This is a genomic window from Glycomyces harbinensis (assembly GCF_900101745.1).
In the GTDB taxonomy this organism is placed as follows: Bacteria; Actinomycetota; Actinomycetes; order Mycobacteriales; family Micromonosporaceae; genus Glycomyces; species Glycomyces harbinensis.
The window spans coordinates 43,580-64,290 of sequence record NZ_FNAD01000002.1 but is presented as its reverse complement, the minus strand read 5'-3'; the positions used below and the strand labels follow the sequence as shown (position 1 = coordinate 64,290).

The 20,711-nt window shown below is 71.1% G+C and carries 20 protein-coding genes; 15 read left to right on the top strand and 5 right to left on the bottom strand.

The window, feature by feature from the left end:
- Positions 1 to 57 precede the first annotated feature (57 nt).
- The gene (locus BLQ63_RS03985) at positions 58 to 972 is read left to right on the top strand and encodes an endonuclease/exonuclease/phosphatase family protein (protein ID WP_091028893.1); all 915 of its coding nucleotides are present in this window, start codon (positions 58 to 60) and stop codon (positions 970 to 972) included.
- Between the two features lie 74 nt (positions 973 to 1,046).
- Complete coding sequence (locus tag BLQ63_RS03980; RefSeq protein ID WP_091028890.1) at positions 1,047 to 1,895, top strand: endonuclease/exonuclease/phosphatase family protein; 849 nt, start codon at positions 1,047 to 1,049, stop codon at positions 1,893 to 1,895.
- Here BLQ63_RS03980 and BLQ63_RS03975 read toward each other — a convergent pair.
- The 4 genes from BLQ63_RS03975 to BLQ63_RS03960 form a co-directional block, all read right to left on the bottom strand.
- The gene (locus tag BLQ63_RS03975) at positions 1,876 to 2,949 is read right to left on the bottom strand and encodes an NAD(P)-binding domain-containing protein (RefSeq protein ID WP_091028886.1); all 1,074 of its coding nucleotides are present in this window, start codon (positions 2,947 to 2,949) and stop codon (positions 1,876 to 1,878) included. The genes BLQ63_RS03980 and BLQ63_RS03975 overlap by 20 nt on opposite strands.
- 73 nt (positions 2,950 to 3,022) lie before the next feature.
- Positions 3,023 to 3,478 carry a DUF3291 domain-containing protein gene (locus tag BLQ63_RS03970; RefSeq protein WP_091028884.1) on the bottom strand — a complete coding sequence of 152 codons (456 nt, stop codon included), beginning with the start codon at positions 3,476 to 3,478 and terminating at the stop codon, positions 3,023 to 3,025.
- Positions 3,479 to 3,681: 203 nt separating this feature from the next.
- Positions 3,682 to 6,402 (bottom strand): aconitate hydratase AcnA, encoded by a 2,721-nt coding sequence (gene acnA, locus BLQ63_RS03965; protein WP_091030132.1) that lies wholly within the window; start codon positions 6,400 to 6,402, stop codon positions 3,682 to 3,684.
- 415 nt (positions 6,403 to 6,817) lie between these two features.
- Positions 6,818 to 8,305 carry an aminopeptidase P family protein gene (locus tag BLQ63_RS03960; RefSeq protein WP_091028879.1) on the bottom strand — a complete coding sequence of 496 codons (1,488 nt, stop codon included), beginning with the start codon at positions 8,303 to 8,305 and terminating at the stop codon, positions 6,818 to 6,820.
- 224 nt (positions 8,306 to 8,529) lie between these two features.
- Between BLQ63_RS03960 and BLQ63_RS28235 the strand changes: the two genes are divergently transcribed.
- The 12 genes from BLQ63_RS28235 to BLQ63_RS03900 all read left to right on the top strand — a co-directional run bounded on the left by BLQ63_RS28235 (position 8,530) and on the right by BLQ63_RS03900 (position 18,890).
- On the top strand, positions 8,530 to 8,832 hold the full coding sequence (locus tag BLQ63_RS28235) for a ribbon-helix-helix protein, CopG family (RefSeq protein WP_091028876.1): 303 nt from the start codon (positions 8,530 to 8,532) through the stop codon (positions 8,830 to 8,832).
- Positions 8,829 to 9,224 (top strand): hypothetical protein, encoded by a 396-nt coding sequence (locus BLQ63_RS03950; RefSeq protein WP_091028872.1) that lies wholly within the window; start codon positions 8,829 to 8,831, stop codon positions 9,222 to 9,224. The genes BLQ63_RS28235 and BLQ63_RS03950 overlap by 4 nt, the downstream gene beginning before the upstream one ends.
- On the top strand, positions 9,221 to 9,721 hold the full coding sequence (locus BLQ63_RS03945; RefSeq protein WP_091028869.1) for a PH domain-containing protein: 501 nt from the start codon (positions 9,221 to 9,223) through the stop codon (positions 9,719 to 9,721). The genes BLQ63_RS03950 and BLQ63_RS03945 overlap by 4 nt, the downstream gene beginning before the upstream one ends.
- A gap of 339 nt (positions 9,722 to 10,060) precedes the next feature.
- Positions 10,061 to 10,729, top strand: coding sequence for a translation initiation factor IF-3 (gene infC, locus BLQ63_RS03940; protein WP_091028866.1), 669 nt, complete (start codon positions 10,061 to 10,063; stop codon positions 10,727 to 10,729).
- Positions 10,730 to 10,802: 73 nt separating this feature from the next.
- Positions 10,803 to 10,997 carry a 50S ribosomal protein L35 gene (rpmI, locus tag BLQ63_RS03935; RefSeq protein ID WP_091028863.1) on the top strand — a complete coding sequence of 65 codons (195 nt, stop codon included), beginning with the start codon at positions 10,803 to 10,805 and terminating at the stop codon, positions 10,995 to 10,997.
- A gap of 50 nt (positions 10,998 to 11,047) precedes the next feature.
- Positions 11,048 to 11,431, top strand: a complete 384-nt coding sequence (gene rplT, locus BLQ63_RS03930) for a 50S ribosomal protein L20 (protein WP_091028860.1) — start codon at positions 11,048 to 11,050, stop codon at positions 11,429 to 11,431.
- Entirely contained in the window at positions 11,432 to 12,271 is an 840-nt protein-coding gene (locus tag BLQ63_RS03925; RefSeq protein WP_091028857.1) for a TrmH family RNA methyltransferase, read from the top strand. It begins immediately after the preceding gene.
- Between the two features lie 149 nt (positions 12,272 to 12,420).
- Positions 12,421 to 13,482 (top strand): phenylalanine--tRNA ligase subunit alpha, encoded by a 1,062-nt coding sequence (pheS, locus tag BLQ63_RS03920; RefSeq protein WP_091028854.1) that lies wholly within the window; start codon positions 12,421 to 12,423, stop codon positions 13,480 to 13,482.
- Positions 13,483 to 13,485: 3 nt separating this feature from the next.
- On the top strand, positions 13,486 to 15,981 hold the full coding sequence (gene pheT, locus BLQ63_RS03915; RefSeq protein ID WP_091028850.1) for a phenylalanine--tRNA ligase subunit beta: 2,496 nt from the start codon (positions 13,486 to 13,488) through the stop codon (positions 15,979 to 15,981).
- Positions 15,982 to 16,271: 290 nt separating this feature from the next.
- Complete coding sequence (locus BLQ63_RS03910) at positions 16,272 to 17,678, top strand: penicillin-binding transpeptidase domain-containing protein (protein ID WP_177154780.1); 1,407 nt, start codon at positions 16,272 to 16,274, stop codon at positions 17,676 to 17,678.
- A 37-nt stretch (positions 17,679 to 17,715) separates the two neighbouring features.
- A complete protein-coding gene (locus BLQ63_RS03905) occupies positions 17,716 to 18,420 on the top strand; it encodes a phosphatase PAP2 family protein (RefSeq protein ID WP_177154779.1) in 705 nt (234 codons plus the stop codon).
- Positions 18,421 to 18,449: 29 nt separating this feature from the next.
- Positions 18,450 to 18,890, top strand: a complete 441-nt coding sequence (locus BLQ63_RS03900; RefSeq protein ID WP_091028841.1) for a DUF4190 domain-containing protein — start codon at positions 18,450 to 18,452, stop codon at positions 18,888 to 18,890.
- Here BLQ63_RS03900 and BLQ63_RS03895 read toward each other — a convergent pair.
- On the bottom strand, positions 18,887 to 19,309 hold the full coding sequence (locus BLQ63_RS03895) for a YrdB family protein (protein WP_177154778.1): 423 nt from the start codon (positions 19,307 to 19,309) through the stop codon (positions 18,887 to 18,889). The two genes, BLQ63_RS03900 and BLQ63_RS03895, sit on opposite strands and share 4 nt — an antisense overlap.
- Before the next feature lie 115 nt (positions 19,310 to 19,424).
- On the opposite strand from BLQ63_RS03895, the gene BLQ63_RS03890 reads away from it, so the two are divergent.
- Positions 19,425 to 20,651, top strand: coding sequence for a sensor histidine kinase (locus BLQ63_RS03890; protein ID WP_091028834.1), 1,227 nt, complete (start codon positions 19,425 to 19,427; stop codon positions 20,649 to 20,651).
- The last annotated feature ends 60 nt before the right edge of the window (positions 20,652 to 20,711 follow it).

The following is a 20,711-nucleotide window of genomic DNA, read 5'->3' as shown; positions in this document are numbered from 1 at the left end:
CGGCATTTGTCGTGAACTTGCTTTCCACCCTGTTTCCTCCTGCGATATAGAGGTTTCATGACCAACGTCCTCAGTCGACGCAACGTTCTCGGTGCGGGCCTCGCGGTCGGTGCGACCGCCGTCGCCACCGGCGCCTTCTCCGGTGCCGCGCAAGCCCAGGAGACCCTCGGCGGCTCGCTCATCGGCGCGCCCCGAGGCGACCAGCTGCACCTGCTCACCTTCAACGTCCGCTACGAAGGCGGCGATCCCTCGCCGCGCACCTGGGACGAGCGCCGCCCGCTCGTCAAGACCGTCCTCAAGCGAGAGAAGCCCACGGTCCTGTTCACGCAGGAGGGCCTCTACGGCCAGAACCAGGACATCCTCGACGACCTCGACGGCTACGACTGGATCCACCTGGGCCGCCTCGGCGGCTCCAAGAGCGAGGCCACGGCGGTCTTCTGGAACACCAAGCGCCTCAGGGTCATCGAGTACGACCACCAGTGGCTCTCCGACACGCCGCTGCTCATCGGCTCGAAGGGCTGGGGCAACAACGTGGTCCGGATGCTCACGTGGGTCCACTTCTCGGACCTGCGCACGGGCAAGGACTTCTACGTCGTCAACAACCACTTCGACCACCAGTCGGAGGACTCGCGCCAGAAGGGCGCGCAGATGAACCTCGACGTCATCGAGCCGTGGACCTCCCCGGTGCTCGTGGCCGGCGACTTCAACAACACCCCCGACACCCCGATCTACCAGATCTTCGCCGACGGCGGACTCGTCGACACCCTCATCACGGCCGAGGAGCAGGTCACGCCCGTCTACGGCAGCTGGAACGGCTGGAACCCGGTGCCCACCGAGGAGGAGCGGCGCATCGACTGGATCCTCTCCACCCCCGAAGTCCGGACCCTCAAGGCCGGGGTCAACACGTACTCGAAGGACGGGCAAACGCCCTCGGACCACTGGGCCGTCCAGGCCCTCGTCGAACTCCCGTAGCCCACGAACGTCCGGGCGTACTCCGGACCGCCAAAGACGAGCGAGACGGCGGTCGCGGGTTTAACCTCGCGATTGTGAGCGCCACTCCGACCGCCGTCCACGACCTGCCGCTCATCGGCCCGGTCGCACCCCCGTTCGTCCACGTCATGACCTACAACCTCAAGTCGGCCTCGGGCCGGGCCCCGCACTCGTGGTGGAAGCGCCGCCCCCTCGTCGAGGCCGTGCTCCAGGCCGAGCAGCCCACGGTCCTGTGCACCCAGGAGGGCCGCTTCCGCCAGCTCATCGAGCTGCGCGAGGAGCTCGACGGCTACGACTGGGTCCACCTCGGCCGCGGCGGCGGCTCACGCTCGGAGTCCACCGCGATCTTCTGGGACGCCTCGCGCCTCTCGCCGATGGCGTACGACCACGTTTGGCTCTCCAGGCGCCCCAGACTGATCGGCTCGCGCGCGTGGGGCGCCGGCACGATCCGGATGCTCACCTGGGTCCGCTTCGAGGACAAGGCCACCGGCAAGGACTTCCACGTCGCGAACGTGCACCTCGACCACCGCTCCGAGAAGGCCCGCCGCAAGGGCGCCCAGATGTGCCTCGACGTCATGAGCCGCTTCTACGGGCCGGCCGTGCTCGCCGGGGACTTCAACAGCGGTCCGGGCGACACCGCCCACCGGGTGCTCACGCGCGGCGGCCTGGTCGACGCCTGGAGCGCCGCGGAGCGGCATCTGACGCCCGAATGGTCCACCTTCAACCGCTGGCGCACCGAACCGGTCGAGGGCGGCAACCGCATCGACTGGATCCTCGTCAAGTCCGGCGGCCGCCACCAGGAGGTGCGCGTCCACCAGGCGGGCGTGAACACCCACAGCGAGTTCGACCTCGCGCCCTCCGACCACTGGCCCGTGCAGGCCGTGTTCAGCGTCGGCCTGCGCTGACGCCCGACTCCAGCAGCTCCCGGATCTCGCGGACTGCCGCGCGCCCGGCGCGGTTCGCGCCGATGGTGCTCGCCGAGGGGCCGTAGCCGACCAGGTGGACGCGGGGATCGGCCGCGACGCGGGTGCCGTCCATGACGATCCCGCCGCCCGGCCCGCGCAGCTTGAGCGGCGCGAGATGGTCGAGCGAGGCCCGGAACCCCGTGGCCCACAAGATCACGTCAACCGGCACGAACCGGCCGTCGTCCCAGCGCAGGCCCTCGGATTCGATCCGGTCGAACATCGGCAGCCGGTCCAGGACGCCCGCCTCCCGGGCCGCCCGGATCTCCGGGGTCTGCGGGACGCCGGTGACGCTGATGACCGACTGCGGGCGCAGGCCCTTGCGGACGCGCTCCTCGACCATGGCGACGGCCTCGCGGCCGCGGTCGGGGTTGAACTCGCCCTCGCGCCACTGGGGCGGGCGGCGGGTCGCCCACGTGGTCGCGGCGGCGTACGGGTGGATCTCTAGCAGGTGCTGGATCGCGGAGATGCCGCCGCCGACCACGGCCACGCGCTCGCCCTCGAACTCCCACGGGCCGCGGTACTGCGCGGTGTGGAGCTGGCGCCCGCCGAACCGGTCCTGGCCGGTGTAGCGCGGCCAGAAGGGGCGCTCCCAGGTGCCGGTGGCGTTGACGAGCGCCTTGGCGATCCACGTGCCGCGGTCGGTCGCGACCTCGAGGCGCTTGTCGGGCAGGGACCGGACGGAGCGGACGGAGACGGGCCGCTCGACGCGCAGGTCGAACTCGCGCTCGTAGGCGGCGAAGTAGTCGGAGATGACCCCGGCCACCGGCAGCGACTCGTCCGGCTCGGGCACGGGCATCCCGGGGAGCTGGTAGACGCCGTTGACGGTCTTGAAGGTGAGGGTGGGCCAGCGGAACTGCCACGCGCCGCCCGCGTGCGGGGCGTGGTCGAGCACCGCGAAACCCGTCCCCGGCTCGTAGAAGCGGCGCAGGTGGTACGCGGCCGCCAGGCCGGCCTGGCCGGCGCCGATGACCACGACTTCCACTTCGCGCACCATGACAGGTGAAACGGCGCGGCGCGGGCCTGGATTCCGCTTGGTGAGGCCGCTCACCGAGCGGCGCGCAGGCGTACTAGGCCGGCGGTTCGAAGAGCGTCCTCATCGTGAACGATGCCGCGGTCGGGCCCTTCTCGCGCAGGAGCGTCAGGCGCTTCTCGGCGTCCTGGACGGTCGGCCGCCCGCCCGCGGGGACCCACCACAGCGCGGTGATCGCCTCGGCGAGGTGCTCGAACCACTCGCGGCGCCGCTGGAGGAACGGCCGGTGCGCCGGTCCGAACACATAGGACTTCAACGATGCCGCGTCGGTCCACACCGACATGTTCACGATGAGCCATTCGTCGCCGTAGAACCGGAACCCGGTCGCGTTGTCGCCATCGTCGCCGACCAGGCGCCACACGAAGCCCTCGGACGCGTCCGCGGCGGCGTTGACCTCGTCGAGGCCGTCCATGAAGTCCTTCATCACCGGCGAGTCCAGCGGCGCCAGCATCCGCCCGATGTTCACCTGCGCCAGTTCGTGTCCCGTGCTCATGCGGCCAGCCTGCCAGCGCCTCGGACCCGCCGTCAACGCCCGCGCGCGAAACCCGGTCGGAACCCAGCCGACTGGGTTTTGCCGCGACCTCAAGCCGGCGGGAGGAATCCCAGGCGGTCGCCGAACGGGTCGCAGGCGCTTCCCCTCAGGGGGCGAGGGAAAGGGGCGGGTCGCGAACGACCCGCCCCTTCATCGATCGTGTCCTACTCGGCGAGCAGGCCGCGCAGCACGTACTGGAGGATGCCGCCGTTGCGGTAGTACTCGGCCTCGCCCGGGGTGTCCAGGCGGACCACGGCCTCGAAGGTCTTCTCGGACCCGTCGGGGCTCACGGCGGCGACGGTGACCGTCTCGGGGATGCCGTCGTTGATCGCGGTGACGCCCGAGATCGAGACGGTCTCCTCGCCGGTCAGCTCCAGGCTCTGGTGCGACTCGCCCTCGGGGAACTGGAGCGGCAGCACGCCCATGCCGATGAGGTTCGAGCGGTGGATGCGCTCGTACGACTCGGCGATGACGGCCTTGACGCCCAGCAGGCGGGTGCCCTTCGCGGCCCAGTCGCGGCTCGAGCCCGTGCCGTACTCCTTGCCCGCGAAGACCACCAGCGGCGTGCCCTCGGCGGCGTAGTTCTGGCACGCGTCGTAGATCGTCGACACCGGGCCGCCGGCCTGCGTGAAGTCGCGGGTCCAGCCGCCCTCGGTGCCCGGCGCGAGCTGGTTGCGCAGGCGGATGTTCGCGAACGTGCCGCGGACCATGATCTCGTGGTTGCCGCGGCGCGAGCCGTAGGAGTTGAAGTCGCCCGGCGAGACGCCCTGGCCCTTCAGGTACTCGCCCGCGGGCGAGTCGGCCTTGATGGAGCCGGCGGGGGAGATGTGGTCGGTCGTGACCGAGTCGCCCAGCTTCGCCATGACGCGCGCGCCCGCGATGTCCTCGACGGCGGTCGGGTTCGCCGGCATGCCCTCGAAGTAGGGGGCCTTGCGCACGTAGGTCGAGGCCTCGTCCCACTCGAAGGTGTTCCCGGTCGGGATCGGCAGGGACTGCCAGGTCTCGTCGCCGTCGAACACCGAGGCGTACTCGGTGAGGAACATGTCGCGGCCGATGTTGCCGTCGACGACCTCGCGGATGGCCTCGGAGGTCGGCCAGACGTCGCGCAGGAACACGTCCTGGCCGTCCTTGCCCTTGCCGATCGGGTCGGACGTGAGGTTCACGTCCATGGTCCCGGCGAGGGCGTAGGCGACCACCAGCGGCGGCGACGCCAGGTAGTTCATCTTGACGTCGGGGTTGATGCGCCCCTCGAAGTTGCGGTTGCCCGACAGGACCGCCGCCACGGCGAGGTCGCCGGCCTGGACGGCCGCGGAGGTCTCCTCGGGGAGCGGGCCGGAGTTGCCGATGCAGGTGGTGCAGCCGTAGCCGACCAGGTTGAACCCGAGCTTGTCGAGGTACGAGGAGAGCCCGGCGCGCTCGAGGTAGCCGGTGACGACCTGGGAGCCCGGCGCGAGCGAGGTCTTCACCCACGGCTTGGACAGGAGGCCCGCCTCGACGGCGTTCTTGGCGAGGAGGCCCGCGCCGACCATGACGTACGGGTTCGACGTGTTGGTGCACGAGGTGATCGCGGCGATCACGACCGCGCCGTGGTCGAGCTCGAACTCGCCGTCCTCGGTCTTGACGGCCTGCGGGTTGTGCGGGCGGGCCCCGTTGGGGGACTCGGCGGGCGCGTCCGAGCCCGGGAAGGACTCGATGCCGGCCTCGTCGGTGACGTAGTTCGCCACGTCGCGGCGCCACTGGACGTCCGCGTGGTCGAGCTGGATGCGGTCCTGCGGGCGCTTGGGCCCGGCGATGGAGGGCACCACGGTCGAGAGGTCGAGCTCGAGGTACTCGGAGTACTCGGCCTCGCGGGAGGCGTCGTGCCACAGGCCCTGGGCCTTGGCGTACGCCTCGACGAGCGCGATCTGCTCGTCGGTGCGGCCGGTCAGGCGCAGGTAGTCCACGGTGCGCTCGTCGATCGGGAAGATCGCGCAGGTGGACCCGAACTCGGGGCTCATGTTGCCGAGCGTGGCGCGGTCGGCCACCGGCACGGCGGCGACGCCCTCGCCGTAGAACTCGACGAACTTGCCGACCACGCCGTGGTTGCGCAGCTGCTCGGTGATCGTGAGGACCAGGTCCGTCGCGGTGGTCCCGGCCGGGAGGTCGCCGGAGAGCTTGAAGCCGACGACGCGGGGGATGAGCATCGAGATCGGCTGGCCGAGCATCGCGGCCTCGGCCTCGATGCCGCCGACGCCCCAGCCCAGGACGCCGATGCCGTTCTCCATGGTGGTGTGCGAGTCGGTGCCCACGCACGTGTCGGGGTAGGCCACCCCGTCGCGGGTCATGACGACGCGCGCCAGGTGCTCGATGTTGACCTGGTGCACGATGCCGGTGCCGGGCGGGACGACCTTGAACTCGTCGAAGGCGGTCTGGCCCCAGCGCAGGAACTGGTAGCGCTCGCGGTTGCGCTCGTACTCGCGCTCGACGTTGCGCTTGAAGGAGTCGGGGCGGCCGAAGAAGTCGACGATGACCGAGTGGTCGATGACCATCTCGGCGGGCGCGAGGGGGTTGACCTTCGACGGGTCGCCGCCGAGGTCGCGCACGGCCTCGCGCATGGTGGCCAGGTCGACCACGCACGGGACGCCGGTGAAGTCCTGCATGATGACGCGCCCGGGCGTGAACTGGATCTCGGTGCTCGGCTTGGCGGCCGCGTCCCACGAGCCCAGGGCCCGGATGTGGTCGGCGGTGATGTCCGCGCCGTCCTCGTTGCGCAGCAGGTTCTCGAGGAGGACCTTGAGGCTGTAGGGCAGCCGGTCGTGTCCCTCGACCCTGTCGATGCGGAAGATGTCGTAGTCGTGTTCGCCGACCCGCAGCGTCTCGCGGGCGCCGAAGGAGTCCGTGCTCACCATGAGAGCTCCTCGATTGTGGACTGAGTCAGTCGGTCTCAGTCTGCCGCAACCGGAAGGGTCGAGAACCGAGGTCGGGCAGAGCCGCCGACTTCTAAACAGTACGTCCGTCTTATTTAACGTTGCCAACTGTAGCACTCGACTTCTCGCGGGCACCGCTTAGCCGAGCCTAAGGCGCGCGCCGGCGGCGTCGAGTCGTTCGGGGAGGTCCGCATCCGGGCCGCGACCCGAAGTTCTTCAAGGTCGGCGGGTTTTGAAGGCCGGCGGCGGCTGGCGGTTGTGTGCGGTGATGCTCGCCGCCGCCGGCCCGGTGCGGTGGATATAAGTCTTAATTCGGACTATACGCGTCGGGCATTCAGGACCGTCACCGGCCCTGTGATGCCCGTCGCCACCTGCGGCTACGCGCTCCGCGCGCTCACGCCTCCGCCGGCATCGCCAAGCGGGGCCCCGCCTCGCGCTGCTCGGCCAGCCACGTCTCCACGTCGTCCGCGGAGCGCGGCAGGCCCGCCGAGAGGTTCTCGCAGCCGTCGGCGGTGACGCGCACGTCGTCCTCGATGCGGATGCCGATCCCGCGCAGCTCCTCGGGCACCAGCTCGTCGTTGGCCTGGAAGTACAGGCCTGGTTCGACGGTGAGCACGAAGTCCTCGTGCACCGCGCCCTTGTAGTAGTGCTCGGGGCGCGAGTTCGCGCAGTCGTGCACGTCGAGGCCGAGCATGTGCCCGAAGCCGTGCAGGGTCCAGCGCCGGTAGATCAGCGATTCCTTGTCGAGCGCTTCGTCCACCGAGCCGGGCAGGATCCCGAGGTCCGCGAGGCCCTCGGCCAGGACCCGCATGCAGGCCTGGTGGATGTCCTGGAACTCCGTGCCGGGCCTGATCCCGTCCATGCCCGCCTGCTGCGAGGCGTGCACGATGTCGTAGACCTGGCGCTGGAGCGGCGTGAACGTCCCGCTCACCGGCAGGGTCCGCGTGACGTCGGCGGTGTAGAGCCGGTTGTTCTCCACGCCCATGTCCATGAGGATGAGCTCGCCCGGAACGGTCGCCCCGTCGTTGGTGATCCAGTGCAGCGTCGTGGCGTGCGAGCCGGCGCCCACGATCGAGTCGTAGCCCAGGCCGTTGCCCTCCACGCGCGAGCGCGCGGCGAACACGCCTTCGAGCACCCGCTCGGGGATCGGCCCGTTCACCGGCAGCACGCGCGCGACGTCCTCGAAGCCGCGCACGGTGATGTCGACGGCCTCCTGGAGCTGCGCGAGCTCCCACGCGTCCTTGACCAGGCGCAGTTCCGACAGCACCGCGGCGAGCTCGCCGTCGCGCGAGAGCCGCGGGTGCCCCTCGTCGTCCTTCAGCGCCTCCTCGGCGGCGAAGCGCCGGTCGAGCGCGTCGTCGAAGCCGCGCAGCACGCGGGCCTTGCCCCGCTCGACGCCCGTGAGCTCGCCCTCGAGGCGCTCGACGTCGCGGACCTCGATGCCCAGCAGCACGCTGGTCTCCTCCAGCGAGTGCTTGCGGCCGATCCACAGCTCGCCGTACTTGGCCGAGCGGAAGAACTCGTCGGAGTCGGTGCCCTTGCGCGGGCGCCGGTACAGCACCGCGTCGTGGCCGGACCCGTTCGGGTGGAGCACGAGCACGCCCTCGGGGTCGAGGTCGCCGGTGAGCCACGAGAAGTCCGAGCCCGCGCGGAAGCGGAAGAAGGTGTCGTTGGACCGGGTCTTCTCGGCACCGGTCGGGACCACGACGGTCTCACCGGGGAAGGCCGCGGAGACCGCCTCGCGGCGGCGGGCGGCGTAGGCCGCCAGCGGCAGCTCGGCCACGTCCAGATCCGAAGGGCCCCAGCCGGTGCGCATGAAGTTCAGGAACTTCTCGGGGAACTTCGGGTCGTGGGGCCGCTCGCCGGACTTCTTCTCAGCCATCACAGGTCCTTCCAGGCAACGGGTGCGGATTCCCGGTGCGGCGCGCGCTCGCGGGCGCCGCCGGGGCGGCGGGGGCACGGTTCGCGTGCTCCGCCGAGATGAGGGCCTTACGCCTCACCAAGAACGTACCGCAGCGCGCGTTCGCGGCTCGCGAGCTTCGCCCAGTCCCGCCCGACCCTCATGGCGGCTGGGGTCCGCGGCCCCCTTCCCGCTACCCTGAAATCGTGACCGATCGCGCCAATTCGTCGCTCAACCCGCCCTCACCCGGGGCGGGCCCCTCGCGTTCGAGCGTCACGCTTTCCGATGACCAACTGGAGCAGATCCGCCGCCTCGTCGCGGTCGGGCGCGCCTCGTCCGTCGCCGAGTACGTCGCGGCCGCCGTGGCCGAGCGCCTCGAACGGGACCGCTCGCTGACCGAGCTCCACGACCTGTTCGAGCGCAAGGGCAGCGCCCCCAGCGCCGAGCATCTGGCCTGGGCCCGCGAGGTCCTCGGCGTGGACGACCCTGAAGGAGAGGCCAAAGCGTGATCGGAGGCCGCATCCTGGACGTCTCGGCCATCGTCGGTTTCGCCACCTCAATGCCGTATCCCCAGGCAGTGGTGTTCACCGCCCTCGAGCAGAACGTGGTCCTCGCGATCCCCTCCGGCGCGCTCACCGAGGCCTGGTCCCAGGCCCGGCGCCGCGACCGCGACGCGCTCCTGGTCCTGCTGGGCCTGCCGGTGACCGTCATCATGGACCTCGACCAGAAGTCCGCGCGCGACGTCGGGCTCATGCTCTCGCGCTCGCGCCAGCACGGGAACATCGCCGCCGGGCACGTCGCCTGGTGTGGCCTGAACCGCCCCGGCTGGCCCATCGTGACCGGCGAGCCGAAGACGCTGCTTGCATTCGACTCGAGTCTCGAGATCGACCAGCTGCCGTGAGCGACCGGCCGACCGACAACAGGGAGCAGCGCACCGCCATGCAGGAGCAGACCATGACCGAGATCGGCCAGCTCGACTACCGCCCGCGCAAGTCCCGCATCGGGGCCTGGATCGGCGCGGTCGTCGCCCTCGGCGGCTTCACCGCCCTGTCCTTCACCCTCGGCGCCCAGACCTCCGAGGGCGGCACCGTCACGTGGGCCGACCAGGCCGGGATGATCGGCCTCGGCGCCATCGGCGCCGGGATCGCCCTGAGCTTCCTGCGCCTGCGGGTGCGCGCCGACGCCAAGGGCATCGAGGTCGTCAACGTCACCGCGAAGCGCTTCTTCCCCTGGCAGGTCGTCACCGCGATCAACTTCACCGACAAGATGACTTGGGCCACCGTGGAACTCGCCGACGACGACGAGATGTCGATCATGGCGATCCAGGTCAGCGACAAGGAGCGGGCTGTGGCGGCGATCAAACACCTGCGGGCGCTCTTGGAGCAGTCCCGCAGCTAGGTGCTAGTATTGCGTGTCGATCGCACCGCGCCGCCCATCGTGGCGGCCCGCGGTGCAGCAAGCGGAGTCCAGCTCCCACCCGCAGCCGGGTCCCCTCAGGGGACCGACAGGTGAACGGGTCAACACACGGCGGATGACTCCGCCGTGCTTTGGAGTGGACCCTGGCCGAGGCTGGGGTCTTTTCTTTTGGGGACCTCTACCTGTGAGGCCTGCTGGGTCACGCTTGCGACGACAAGCCGCCGGGGCACCGCTCCGGCGACCTGAACAGCCACAGGGGCGCCGGTGCGCATCGCACCGGCGAGAATCGCGAACCAAGGAGGCCCCATCAGCGATTTGCGCGTGAACGACCAGATCCGGACCAAGGAAGTGCGCCTGGTCGGCCCGCAGGGAGAGCAGGTCGGCATCGTGTCGATCGACAAAGCCCTGCAGTTGGCCGCCGACGTCGACCTGGACCTGGTCGAAGTCGCACCCACCGCCCGTCCGCCGGTCTGCAAGCTCATGGACTACGGCAAGTACAAGTACGAGTCCGCCCAGAAGGCCCGTGCCTCGCGCCGCAACCAGCAGCAGACCGTCATCAAGGAAATGAAGCTTCGGCCGAAGATCGACAAGCACGACTACGAGACCAAAAAGGGTCACATCGTGCGGTTCCTCACGGCCGGCGACAAGGTCAAGATCACCATCATGTTCCGCGGTCGCGAGCAGTCGCGCCCCGAACTGGGCCGTCGCCTGCTGGACAAGCTCGCGGAGGAACTCTCCGACCTCGCGGTCATCGAGTCCGCCGCGAAGCAGGACGGCCGCAACATGATCATGGTCGTCGCCCCCATCCGCCCCAAGGGCGAGATCAAGGGCGGCGGGCGCAAGACCGGTCGCGACCGCGGCGAGGCCGACTCGGCCGATGCCCCGGCCGACGACGTCACGGCCGAAGAGGCCCCGGAGGCGGCGCAAGCCCCTGCCGAGACTCCGGACGCGACGCCGGACGAGAAGCCCGCCGAGACGCCCGAGTCCTAGACCGAGCACCGACCGGCCGAGCGGGCGCCCGCGCGCCCGCCCCGGCCGGGATCGAACACATGAGGAGAAGACGATGCCGAAGATGAAGACCCACAGCGGTGCCAAGAAGCGATTCAAGGTCACCGGCTCGGGCAAGCTGATGCGCCGCAAGGCCGGCAAGAACCACCTGCTGGAGCACAAGAGCTCCAAGCTCAAGCGCGGCAAGGACGGCCGCACTCAGGTGTCGCCGGCCGACACCAAGCAGGTCAACAAGCTGCTGGGCCGCTAGCTTCGCCCCCGTCTGACTTTCATCCGCTTTAATCGCAAGGAGACTGAACTGTGGCACGCGTCAAGCGTTCGATGAACGCCAAGAAGAAGCGCCGCGTCGTACTCGAGGAGGCCAAGGGCTACCGCGGCCAGCGCTCGCGCCTGTACCGCAAGGCCAAGGAGCAGCTGCTCCACTCGTACACCTACTCGTACCGCGACCGCAAGGCCCGCAAGCGCGAGTTCCGCAAGCTCTGGATCACCCGCATCAACGCCGCGGCCCGCCAGAACGGCATCACCTACAACCGCTTCATCCAGGGCCTGGCCCTGGCCGAGGTCGAGGTGGACCGCAAGATCCTCGCCGAGCTGGCCGTGTCCGACCCGGCGGCGTTCACCGCCCTGGTCGCCGTCGCCCGCCAGGCCCTCCCCGAGGACGTCAACGCCCCGGTCGAGCAGTAGATGACGGCCGACGTACCCGGGACGGACGCGCTCACGGCGCGATCGTCCCGGGTTGTCGCCGCCAGGAAGCTCCAGCGCCGCCGCGGGCGCGACAAGGCCGAGCGGTTCCTCGCCGAAGGGCCCCAGGCCGTCCGCGAGGCGATCGCGGCCGGCGCGGTCGAGGACCTGTTCTACGACCTCGACGCCGACACCCGCCACTCCGATTTGATCGACGCGGCCGTCGCCGCGGGCGCCCACGTGCACCCCTGCACCGACGAGGGCCTCGCGGCCCTCGCCGAGACGGTGACCCCGCAGGGCCTCGTCGCCGTCTGCCGGTTCTTGGACCAGCGCCTCCCCGAGGAGGCGAACCTGGTCGCGGTGCTGCACGGCATCACCGACCCTGGCAACGCCGGGACCGTGCTGCGCGCGGCCGACGCGGCCGGGGCCGACTGCGTGGTCTTCGGGACCGACTCGGTCGACCCGTACAACGGCAAGTGCGTGCGCTCCTCGGCCGGGAGCCTGTTCCACCTGCCGGTGCTCCGCGCGGCCGACACCGCCGACGTGCTCGGCGTGTTCCCGCACGCGCAGGTCCTGGCCGCGGCCGCCGGCGGTGAGGATCTGTACGCGCTCGACGGCGCCGGCGATCTGGCCGCGCCGACGGTGTGGCTGCTGGGCTCGGAGGCCCACGGCCTCGACGAGGACACCGCCGCCCTCGCGCACCGCAAGGTCGGCGTCCCGATCTGGGGAAAGGCCGAGAGCCTGAACCTCGCGGTCGCCGCGGGCCTCTGCCTGTATGCAAGCGCCGCCGCCCAACACCGTGCACATTTATGGCTCGCAAGCTTCGCCAAGAGCGGAAGTTAGAATGACGGCATGTCTTACGGCCGACGCGAATTTATCCAGCCCGCCGGGTGCGGGCTGTGGCGTTAGTCGACCACGTCTTCCCTAGCGGGCTGCGGCCGCGCCGCGTGCCTTCCTTAGACTCCTTTTGGTCCCGCCAGGAGAAAGACGCTATGAGCACAGAGAACGAGGCTGGCCTGCTCCAGCCCGAGGCCCTCGCCAGGGCCGTCAAAGACGCCGCCGCGGCCATCGAGTCCGCCGCGAACCTCGGGGAACTCGCCGCCGCCAAGAGCGCCACGCTCGGCGACAAGTCGCCGGTCTCCTTGGCCCGCAGGGCGATCGGTTCGATCCCCGGCAAGGAGCGCGGTGAGGCCGGGCGCAACGTGAACGCCGCCCGCACCGAGATCACGGCCGTGTACGAGGCCCGCGAGGAGATCCTGAGGGCCGCCGAGGCGGCCCGGGTCCTGCGCGAGGAGACCCTGGACGTCACCGCCCGCACGCCGCGGCGCCGCCAGGGCGCCCGCCACCCGATCAACGTGCAGATGGACCGCATCGCCGACCTGTTCGTCGCGATGGGCTACGAGATCGGGGAGGGCCCCGAGGTCGAGCTGGAGTGGTTCAACTTCGACGCGCTCAACATCCACCCCGACCACCCTGCCCGGACCATGATGGACACGTTCCACATCGCCGACGGCGAGGGCGGGTTCGGCTCGAACATGGTGCTGCGCACTCACACCTCGACCGTGCAGATCCGCACCATGCTCACGCAGGAGCCGCCGATCTACAAGGTCGCGCCCGGCCGCGTGTACCGCACCGACGAGGTCGACGCGACGCACGCGCCGGTGTTCCACCAGACCGAGGGCCTCGTGGTCGACGAGGGCATCACCATGGCCGACCTCAAGGGGACCCTGGACCACTTCGCGAAGTCGGTCTTCGGGCCGGACGCGATCACGCGCCTGCGCCCCTCGTACTTCCCGTTCACCGAGCCGAGCGCCGAGGTGGACGTCTGGTTCGCCGCGCACAAGGACGGCGCGCGCTGGATCGAGTGGGGCGGCTGCGGCATGGTCAACCCGCGCGTGCTGCGCGCCTGCGGGATCGACCCCGACGTCTACTCGGGCTTCGCGTTCGGGATGGGCGTCGAGCGCGCGCTCATGCTGCGCCACGGCATCACCGACCTGCGCGACATCATCGACGGCGACGTCCGGTTCCCGGCCGGCCTGCGAGTGGAGGAGTAACCGATGAGGATTCCCGTTTCCTGGCTCGCCGAGTACGCCGCCCTGCCCGCCGACCTGTCCACCGAGGCGCTCGACGCCGCGCTGGTCGAGGCCGGCCTGGAGGTCGAAGAGGTCGACGACCTGCGCGGCCGCGTGACCGGCCCGCTCGTGGTCGGCCGGGTCGCCTCCATCGAGGAGCTGACCGAGTTCAAGAAGCCGATCCGCCACTGCTGGGTGGAGGTCGGCGAGGCCGAGCCGCGCTCGGTCATCTGCGGCGCGCGGAACTTCGCCGAGGGCGACCTCGTCGTGGTCGCGCTGCCGGGCGCCGAGCTGCCCGGCGGCTTCAAGATCGGTTCGCGAAAGACCTACGGCCGCTTGTCCGACGGCATGATCTGCTCGGCCAGCGAACTGGGCGTCTCCGACGACCACGACGGCATCATCGTGCTGCCCGAGGGCGACGTCGGCGCCGACGCGCGCCCGCTCGTCGGCCTCGACGAGGTCGTCTTCGAGCTGGCGATCACGCCGGACATGGGCTACTGCTTCTCGGTGCGCGGCATCGCCCGCGAGGTCGCCCACCGCCTCGGCGTGGCCTTCACCGACCCGGTCGCGAAGGCCGCCGAGCCGAAGGCCACCGCCGGGCAGCCGTTCCCGCTGTCGGTGGAGACCGACGGCTGCACGCGGTTCACGCTGCGCGCGGTGCGGGACGTGGACGCGAACGCCGAAGCGCCCGAGTGGATGGCCAAGCGCCTCACCCAGGCCGGCATGCGCCCCCTGGGCCTGGCCGTGGACGTCACGAACTACCTGATGCTCGAACTGGGCCATCCGCTGCACGCCTTCGACCTGGACGCGCTCGAGGGCGGCCTCACGGTGCGCCGGGCGAACCCGGGCGAGACGCTGACGACCTTGGACGACGTCGAGCGCGTGCTCGACCCCGAGGACATGGTCATCTGCGACGCGACCGGCCCGCTGTCGCTGGCCGGGGTCATGGGCGGCCAGACCTCCGAGGTCGGCCCGACCACCTCCAACGTGCTCATCGAAGCGGCGCACTGGAACCCGGTGTCGATCGCGCGCACCTCGCGGCGGCACAAGCTGACCTCCGAGGCCTCCAAGCGCTACGAGCGCGGGGCTGACGCGGCGATCTCGATGCTGGCCGCCCAGCGCGCGGCCGACCTCCTGGTCGAGTACGGCGGCGGGACGCTCGTCGCCGAGGTCGCCGACGTGGACCGCCGCGAGCCGATCGCGCCGATCGTGATGCCGGTCGACCTGCCCTCGAAGACCATCGGCGTCGAGTACGACCGCGAGCTGATCGTGGCGATGCTCGAAGCGGCCGGCTGCGAGGTCGTGGGCGGCAAGGTCAAGGAGGGCACTGTGGAGGGCGGCGACGTCTTCACCGTGGTGCCCGCCTCCTGGCGGCCCGACCTGACCGACCCGGCCGACCTGGTCGAGGAGGTGGCCCGCCTGCACGGCTACGGCCACATCCCCTCCAGCATCCCGCGGGCGATCGCCGGGACCGGGCTGTCCTCGTCGCAGCGGCGCCGCCGCCGCGTCGCACGCGCCTTGGCGGACAACGGGTTCGTGGAGACCTACACGTTCCCGTTCGTCTCCCGCGAGCGCGCGGACGAGCTGGGCCTGGACGAGAAGGACCCGCAGCGCGAGGCGATCGCCGTGCTCAACCCGCTCGACGACGCCGCGCCGCTGCTGCGCACCACCGTGCTCGCCAGCCTGGTGAACGCCGTCAAGGTCAACCTGGCGCGCGGCGCCAGGGACCTCGCGGTGTTCGAGGAGGGCCTGGTCTTCCAGCCCGCCGAGGGCTGGACCGAACTGGACCTGGTGGCGCTCCCGGTCTCCAAGCGGCCCGCGGACGAGGCCATCGAGGCCGCGATCCGGCGCCTGCCGGTGCAGCCGCGCCACGTCGCCGCCGTCCTGTGCGGACAGGCCGTGCCCGTCGGCGTCGGCGTGCCCGGCCGGGCCGTTGACTGGACCGACGCGGTCGAGGCCGCCGAGGTCGTCGCCGAGGCGTCTGGAGTGCAACTCCAAGTCGCCCAAGGCGAGGCCGCGCCGTGGCACCCGGGCCGGTGCGCGGAGCTTCGCGTGGACGGCCTGCCGGTCGGCCACGCGGGCGAGCTGCACCCGGAGGTCTGCGACCGCCTGGGCCTGCCGAAGCGGACCGTCGCGATGGAGCTGGACCTGTCGGCGCTGCCGGCGGCGGGCCTCGCCCCCGCGCCGGTGATCTCGCACTTCCCGGCCACGCTGATCGACGTCGCGGTCGTGGTGGCCGAGGCCGTCCCGGCGGGCGAGGTCGAGTCCGCGCTGCGCGAGGGCGCGGGCGAGCTGCTCGACGGCCTGCGGCTGTTCGACGTCTACCGCGACGCGAAGCTCGGCGAGGACCGGAAGTCCCTCGCGTTCAAGCTGGAGCTGCGCGCGGCCGACCGGACGCTCACCAACGAGGAGGGCGTCGCCGTGCGCGACGCCGCCGTCGCCGTGGCGGCCGAGCGCTTCGGCGCCTCGATCCGCGTCTGACAGGCCGAATTACTGCGAGAACCCTTGGGGCGCAGCCGCACTCCGGTGCGGCTGCGCTTCTTCGCATTGTCCGTGTCGCCCACTGATACGCGGTAGGGCAGGAGCCGCGGCTTGTCGCATGATCCGCGCCTTTTAAGGTACGTGGTGTGAATAACGGGAACCCCTCTCGCATTGGCAGGCGGCTGAGGCGGACCGGCTCGGAAGGCGGACCACCGGGAAGTCACCGGGCCGGCCTTGCGTACAGCGGCGCGCGCCGGGCGGCCATGACGCTCCCTGGGCGGCTGCGCGACATGCAGTTCACGAAGATGCACCTCGCCGTCGGCGGCGCGGTCGCCCTCGTGGTCGCCATCGGCGTCTCCATCGTCCTGGGCAACCTCCCCGACGGGGCCTCCGGCTCCGGCGGCGAGGAGAACGCCGCGTTCCTGTACGCCGACGGACAGGCCCTCCCCGACGACTTCGCCGACACCCACCCCGCGCTCGTCGCCGACATCCACGCCGAACTCGAGGCCCGCTACGGCCTGACCGCCGACCGGCTCTACGACGAATCCGCCCGCCCCGACGGCCTCCGCGTCGTGCTCACCCTCGACCAGGCCCTCCAAGAGGCCGCCGAGGAGACCTCCGGCGAGGCCGGGGTCGTCGCCGTCGAACCCGGCACCGGCGCCGTCCGCTGCTACTACGGCGCCGAGGCCGAGGCCGGGACCGACCTGCTCGGATCCGAGGCCCCGCATCCGCCGTCCTCGGTGTTCGACATGATCACCGCCGCGACCGCCCTCGAAGCGGGCGCCTCCATCGAGTCCTGGTGGGCCGACGACGACGCCGACGTGACCCTCGTCGAAGCGGTCCGCGAGTCCCGCACCGCGGCCATGGACGCCGTCGCCGAGGAGTACGGCGTCGAAGACGTCCTGAAGACCGCGGGCAGCATGGGCCTCAAGGGGATCGCCGACGACGAAGGCGTCCTGCGCGACGTCGCCTCGGGCGACTTCGACGGGCTCGACGCCGCCGACTTCGGCAGCTACCCCGTCAGCGTGGTCGACATGGCCGGCGTCTACGCGACCATCGCCGCCGACGGCGTCCACGCCGACACCCACTTCATCGAGCGGGTCGTCGACGGCGACGGCCGCGCCGTCGAACCCGACCAGGGCATCCGCACCAACCAGGCCATCGCCGACACCACCGCGCAGGACCTCCAGTTCACCGGACTCGGCGAGAGCCAGGCGATCGAGGACCGCGACTTCTTCGGCGTCGCCGCCGACTTCCACGGCGAGACCACCCAGTCCTGGTTCGTCGGCGCCATACCGCAGCTGAGCGTCGCCGCCTGGGCCAACGGCTCGGCCGCCGAGGACGGCGGCATGCCATTGTGGCGCAACGTCATCGACACCGCCATCGAGGTCAACGGCTACGAGGCCGAGGAGCTGCCGGGCGCCTCGGGCGCCGGCACCGACATGACCGACGGCATCGCCGACGACGACGGCCAGATCGACCCCGACAGCGAGTACTGCCAGGCCAACCCCGAAGTCGAGGGCTGCACCGCATCCGAGTCCCCGAGCGAGTCCGCGTCCGAATCCGAGACGGAGGAGACCTCCGAGGAGCCCGAACCCGACCCGCCCACCTCGTCCTCCGAAGAGGAACCGGACCCGCCCACCACGTCCTCCGAGGAGGAGACCACCAGCGAGGACTGCGGCTGGGTCTGGTGCTGACGCGACCCGGCCCGCGCCCGATCGTAGGATGCCGCCCATGACTCCGAACCGGTTCCCGGCCCCGCGGTGGCTTCTGGTCCTGGCGATCGCGCTCCCCTTCGGCGTGCTCGGGGACGCCCTCTGGGTCCGCGCCTCCGGACCCGCCGGACCGCCGTGGCAGGGCATGGACGACGGCTGGAACGACCTCGTCGGCGGATCCGACTCCGACCTGTGGTGGCACCTCGCGGAGCTGCTCAACCGGCTCGGCGCCGAACCGGGCCTCGTCGTCCTCGCGGCCGGCGTCGTCGTCCTGCTGCTCATGCGGCGCTGGCGGTCGGCCGTCTACACGTGCGCGGTGGTCGCGGCCACCTCGCTGGTGATCGACGTGCTCAAGGCCGTCCCCAACCGCGCGCGCCCCGACGACATCATGGTCCACACCGCGTCCTGGTCGTTCCCTTCGGGACACAGCGCCCGCATGGCCGCGTTCGTGGTCGTCATCGCGGTCGTGGCGGTCCCGGCCCGGCGCCTGCGGATCTGGTGGCCCCTCGCCGCGCTGCTGACCCTGGCGATGATGTGGGCGCGGACCTGGCAGCACGCCCACTGGCTGTCCGACACGATCGCCGGTGCCGCCACGGGCTGGGCCGTGGCGGTCTTCCTGTGGTGGGCGCTCTCGCCGCTGCTCGACCGCGAACGCGCGCTGCGCGAAGCGGCGGCCGAACCCGCCGGTCAGACCAGCGGGCCGGGCACCGAACGCCTAAGCTGAGGGGGCCCGGACCGTCCGAAAGGTGCCCCATGTCGACGCCCGACCCCAACTACCAAGAGCCGCAACCGCAACAGCAGTACCCGCCGCCCCCGCAGCCGCCGTACGGGGTGTACCCGCCCTACGGGTACCAGTACACGCCGCCGCGGCCCACGAACGGCCTGGCGATCGCCGCGATGATCATGGGCATCGTCGGCGTCTGCAACCCGATCTCGATCCTGGGCCTCATCTTCGGCATGGTCTCCAAGCGGCAGATCGCCGAGCGCGGCGAGCAGGGCGAGGGCTTCGCGACCGCCGGGATCGTGCTCGGCTGGATCGGCGTGGCGTCGGTCGTGTTCTGGGCGATCTACTTCATCTTCATCATCGGGATCTTCACCACCGCCGTCAACGAGATCGACGACTGGCCCACCGACTTCCCCACGACCGACGACCCCACCTGGGCGATCGAGCTCATCGGGGCGCTGCTCGCCTAGCGCGGCCGCCTGACGTACGTCGCCACGGCGGTGTTCGCGATCGCGACCACCGCGAACGCGATCGCCGCCGCCGGGAGGCCCAGGCCCCACAGGGCCAGCGTCCCGGCGCCGAACGCGACCGCCTTCACCGCCAGGGTCCCCCAGACCGGCAGCGGCAGCCGCGCCTTCGGGGACGCGAACGCCCCCCACAGGACCACCAGGGCGCCCACCGCCACCAAGGCGATGAGCAGGCGCGCCCACCAGCCCTCGAGGTCGAGCTCGAGGGCCCACCAGGCGACGAAGACGAGCATGGCCAGTTCGAGTGCGAACGCCAGCAGCGCGTTGCACATCACGAAGATTCGCAGGACTCCCGAGTACCGGTCCCATTCCGGCCGGTCGGGGGAGGGGCTCACAGCCGAGGGTTGCTTCGGTTCGTTCACCCGACCATGATCGTCCCTCGGCTGCGAGGGCCGCAACGGGGTGCGACGAAAGTCGGAGGGCCCCTTCCGCATCAGGACTGAGGCCGCGCGGGCCCGGACATGATGGGATTGGGGCATGACCAGTCCGCCCCGCCGCCTGGCCGGCGTCAAGCGCGCCGACGTGATCGCCGCCGTCCTGCTGTTCACCGCGGGCGCGGCGCTGCTCGCGCTCGGCAGCTACGAGCGGTTCGGCATCGAGGTCCCGGACGCGGTCCGGTACGTGCCGCTGGTCCTGGTCTGCACCGGCGTGGTCCTGCGGCGGGCACTGCCGGGGGTGACGCTTGCGCTCGGCGTCGTCGGCTTCGGCGCCGAGTGCGTGATCGGGTTCTCGCTGGCGGTCGTGTTCGTCTTCACCGACAATCTCTACTCCTACGCCCGCTACGGGTCCCGGCGCGGACTCAACATCATGCTGCCGACGGTGGTGGCGGTGGCCCTGGCCGCCGGGGTCTTCGTGGCCGTGACGGACGGCAGGCTCGCGGCCGTCATCTCCTCGCTGGCGATCGCCGCGCTGGTCATCGCCTCCCCGGTGTTCACCGCGGTCATCGTGCGCCAGGCCCACGAGCGGGCGATGCTCGAAGCCGAACGGGCCGAGCAGGCCGTGCGGCTGGCGGACGTGCGCCGCCGCGAGGCGGTCCTGCGCGAGCGCACCCTCATGGCCCGCGAGCTGCACGACACCGTCGCCAACTACCTGTCGGCGATCGCTTTGCAGTCCACGGCGCTCCAGGCCCGCAAGGATCTCGACGCCGAGACGATGCGGACCTCCGTCGCCGCGATCCGCTCCTCCAGCGTCGAGGGCCTGGCCGAGCTGCGGCGCATCATCGGCCTCCTGCGCGCGGGCGACGAGGGGGAGGAGCTGGCGTCCTTCCGGCTCGACCAGGTACCCGAGCTGGTCGAGCGGATGCGCAAGGCCGGCCTCGAGGTGGACTCCTCGACCGAGGGGACGGTGCGGGCGCTGCCGGGCGAGGTCGAGCTGACCGCCTACCGGGTGGTGCAGGAGGCGCTGACGAACGTCCTCAAATACGGCTCGGACGCCGCCGTCGCGATCCGGTACGGGGACGAGGAGATCGCCGTCGAGGTCGAGAACGCCGTGCGCCCGGGCGAGGACCACATGCCCGGCGGGGGAGCGGGGCTGATCGGGATGGCCGAGCGCGTCCGGCTCCTCGGCGGCAGGTTCCAGGCCGGGCCCGAGGGCCGCAGGTGGCGCGTCCGCGCCGAGATCCCCGTCGGCGGCCACGACGAACCCGCGCCGCCGGCGCCCGAATCGCCTGTCCGCCACTTCCTGAACCGGAGCAGACAACCATGACCCCACACGCTTACACGCTCACCCGTCGCCCACCACTGCCCGACGACGGGGGCGCTACGC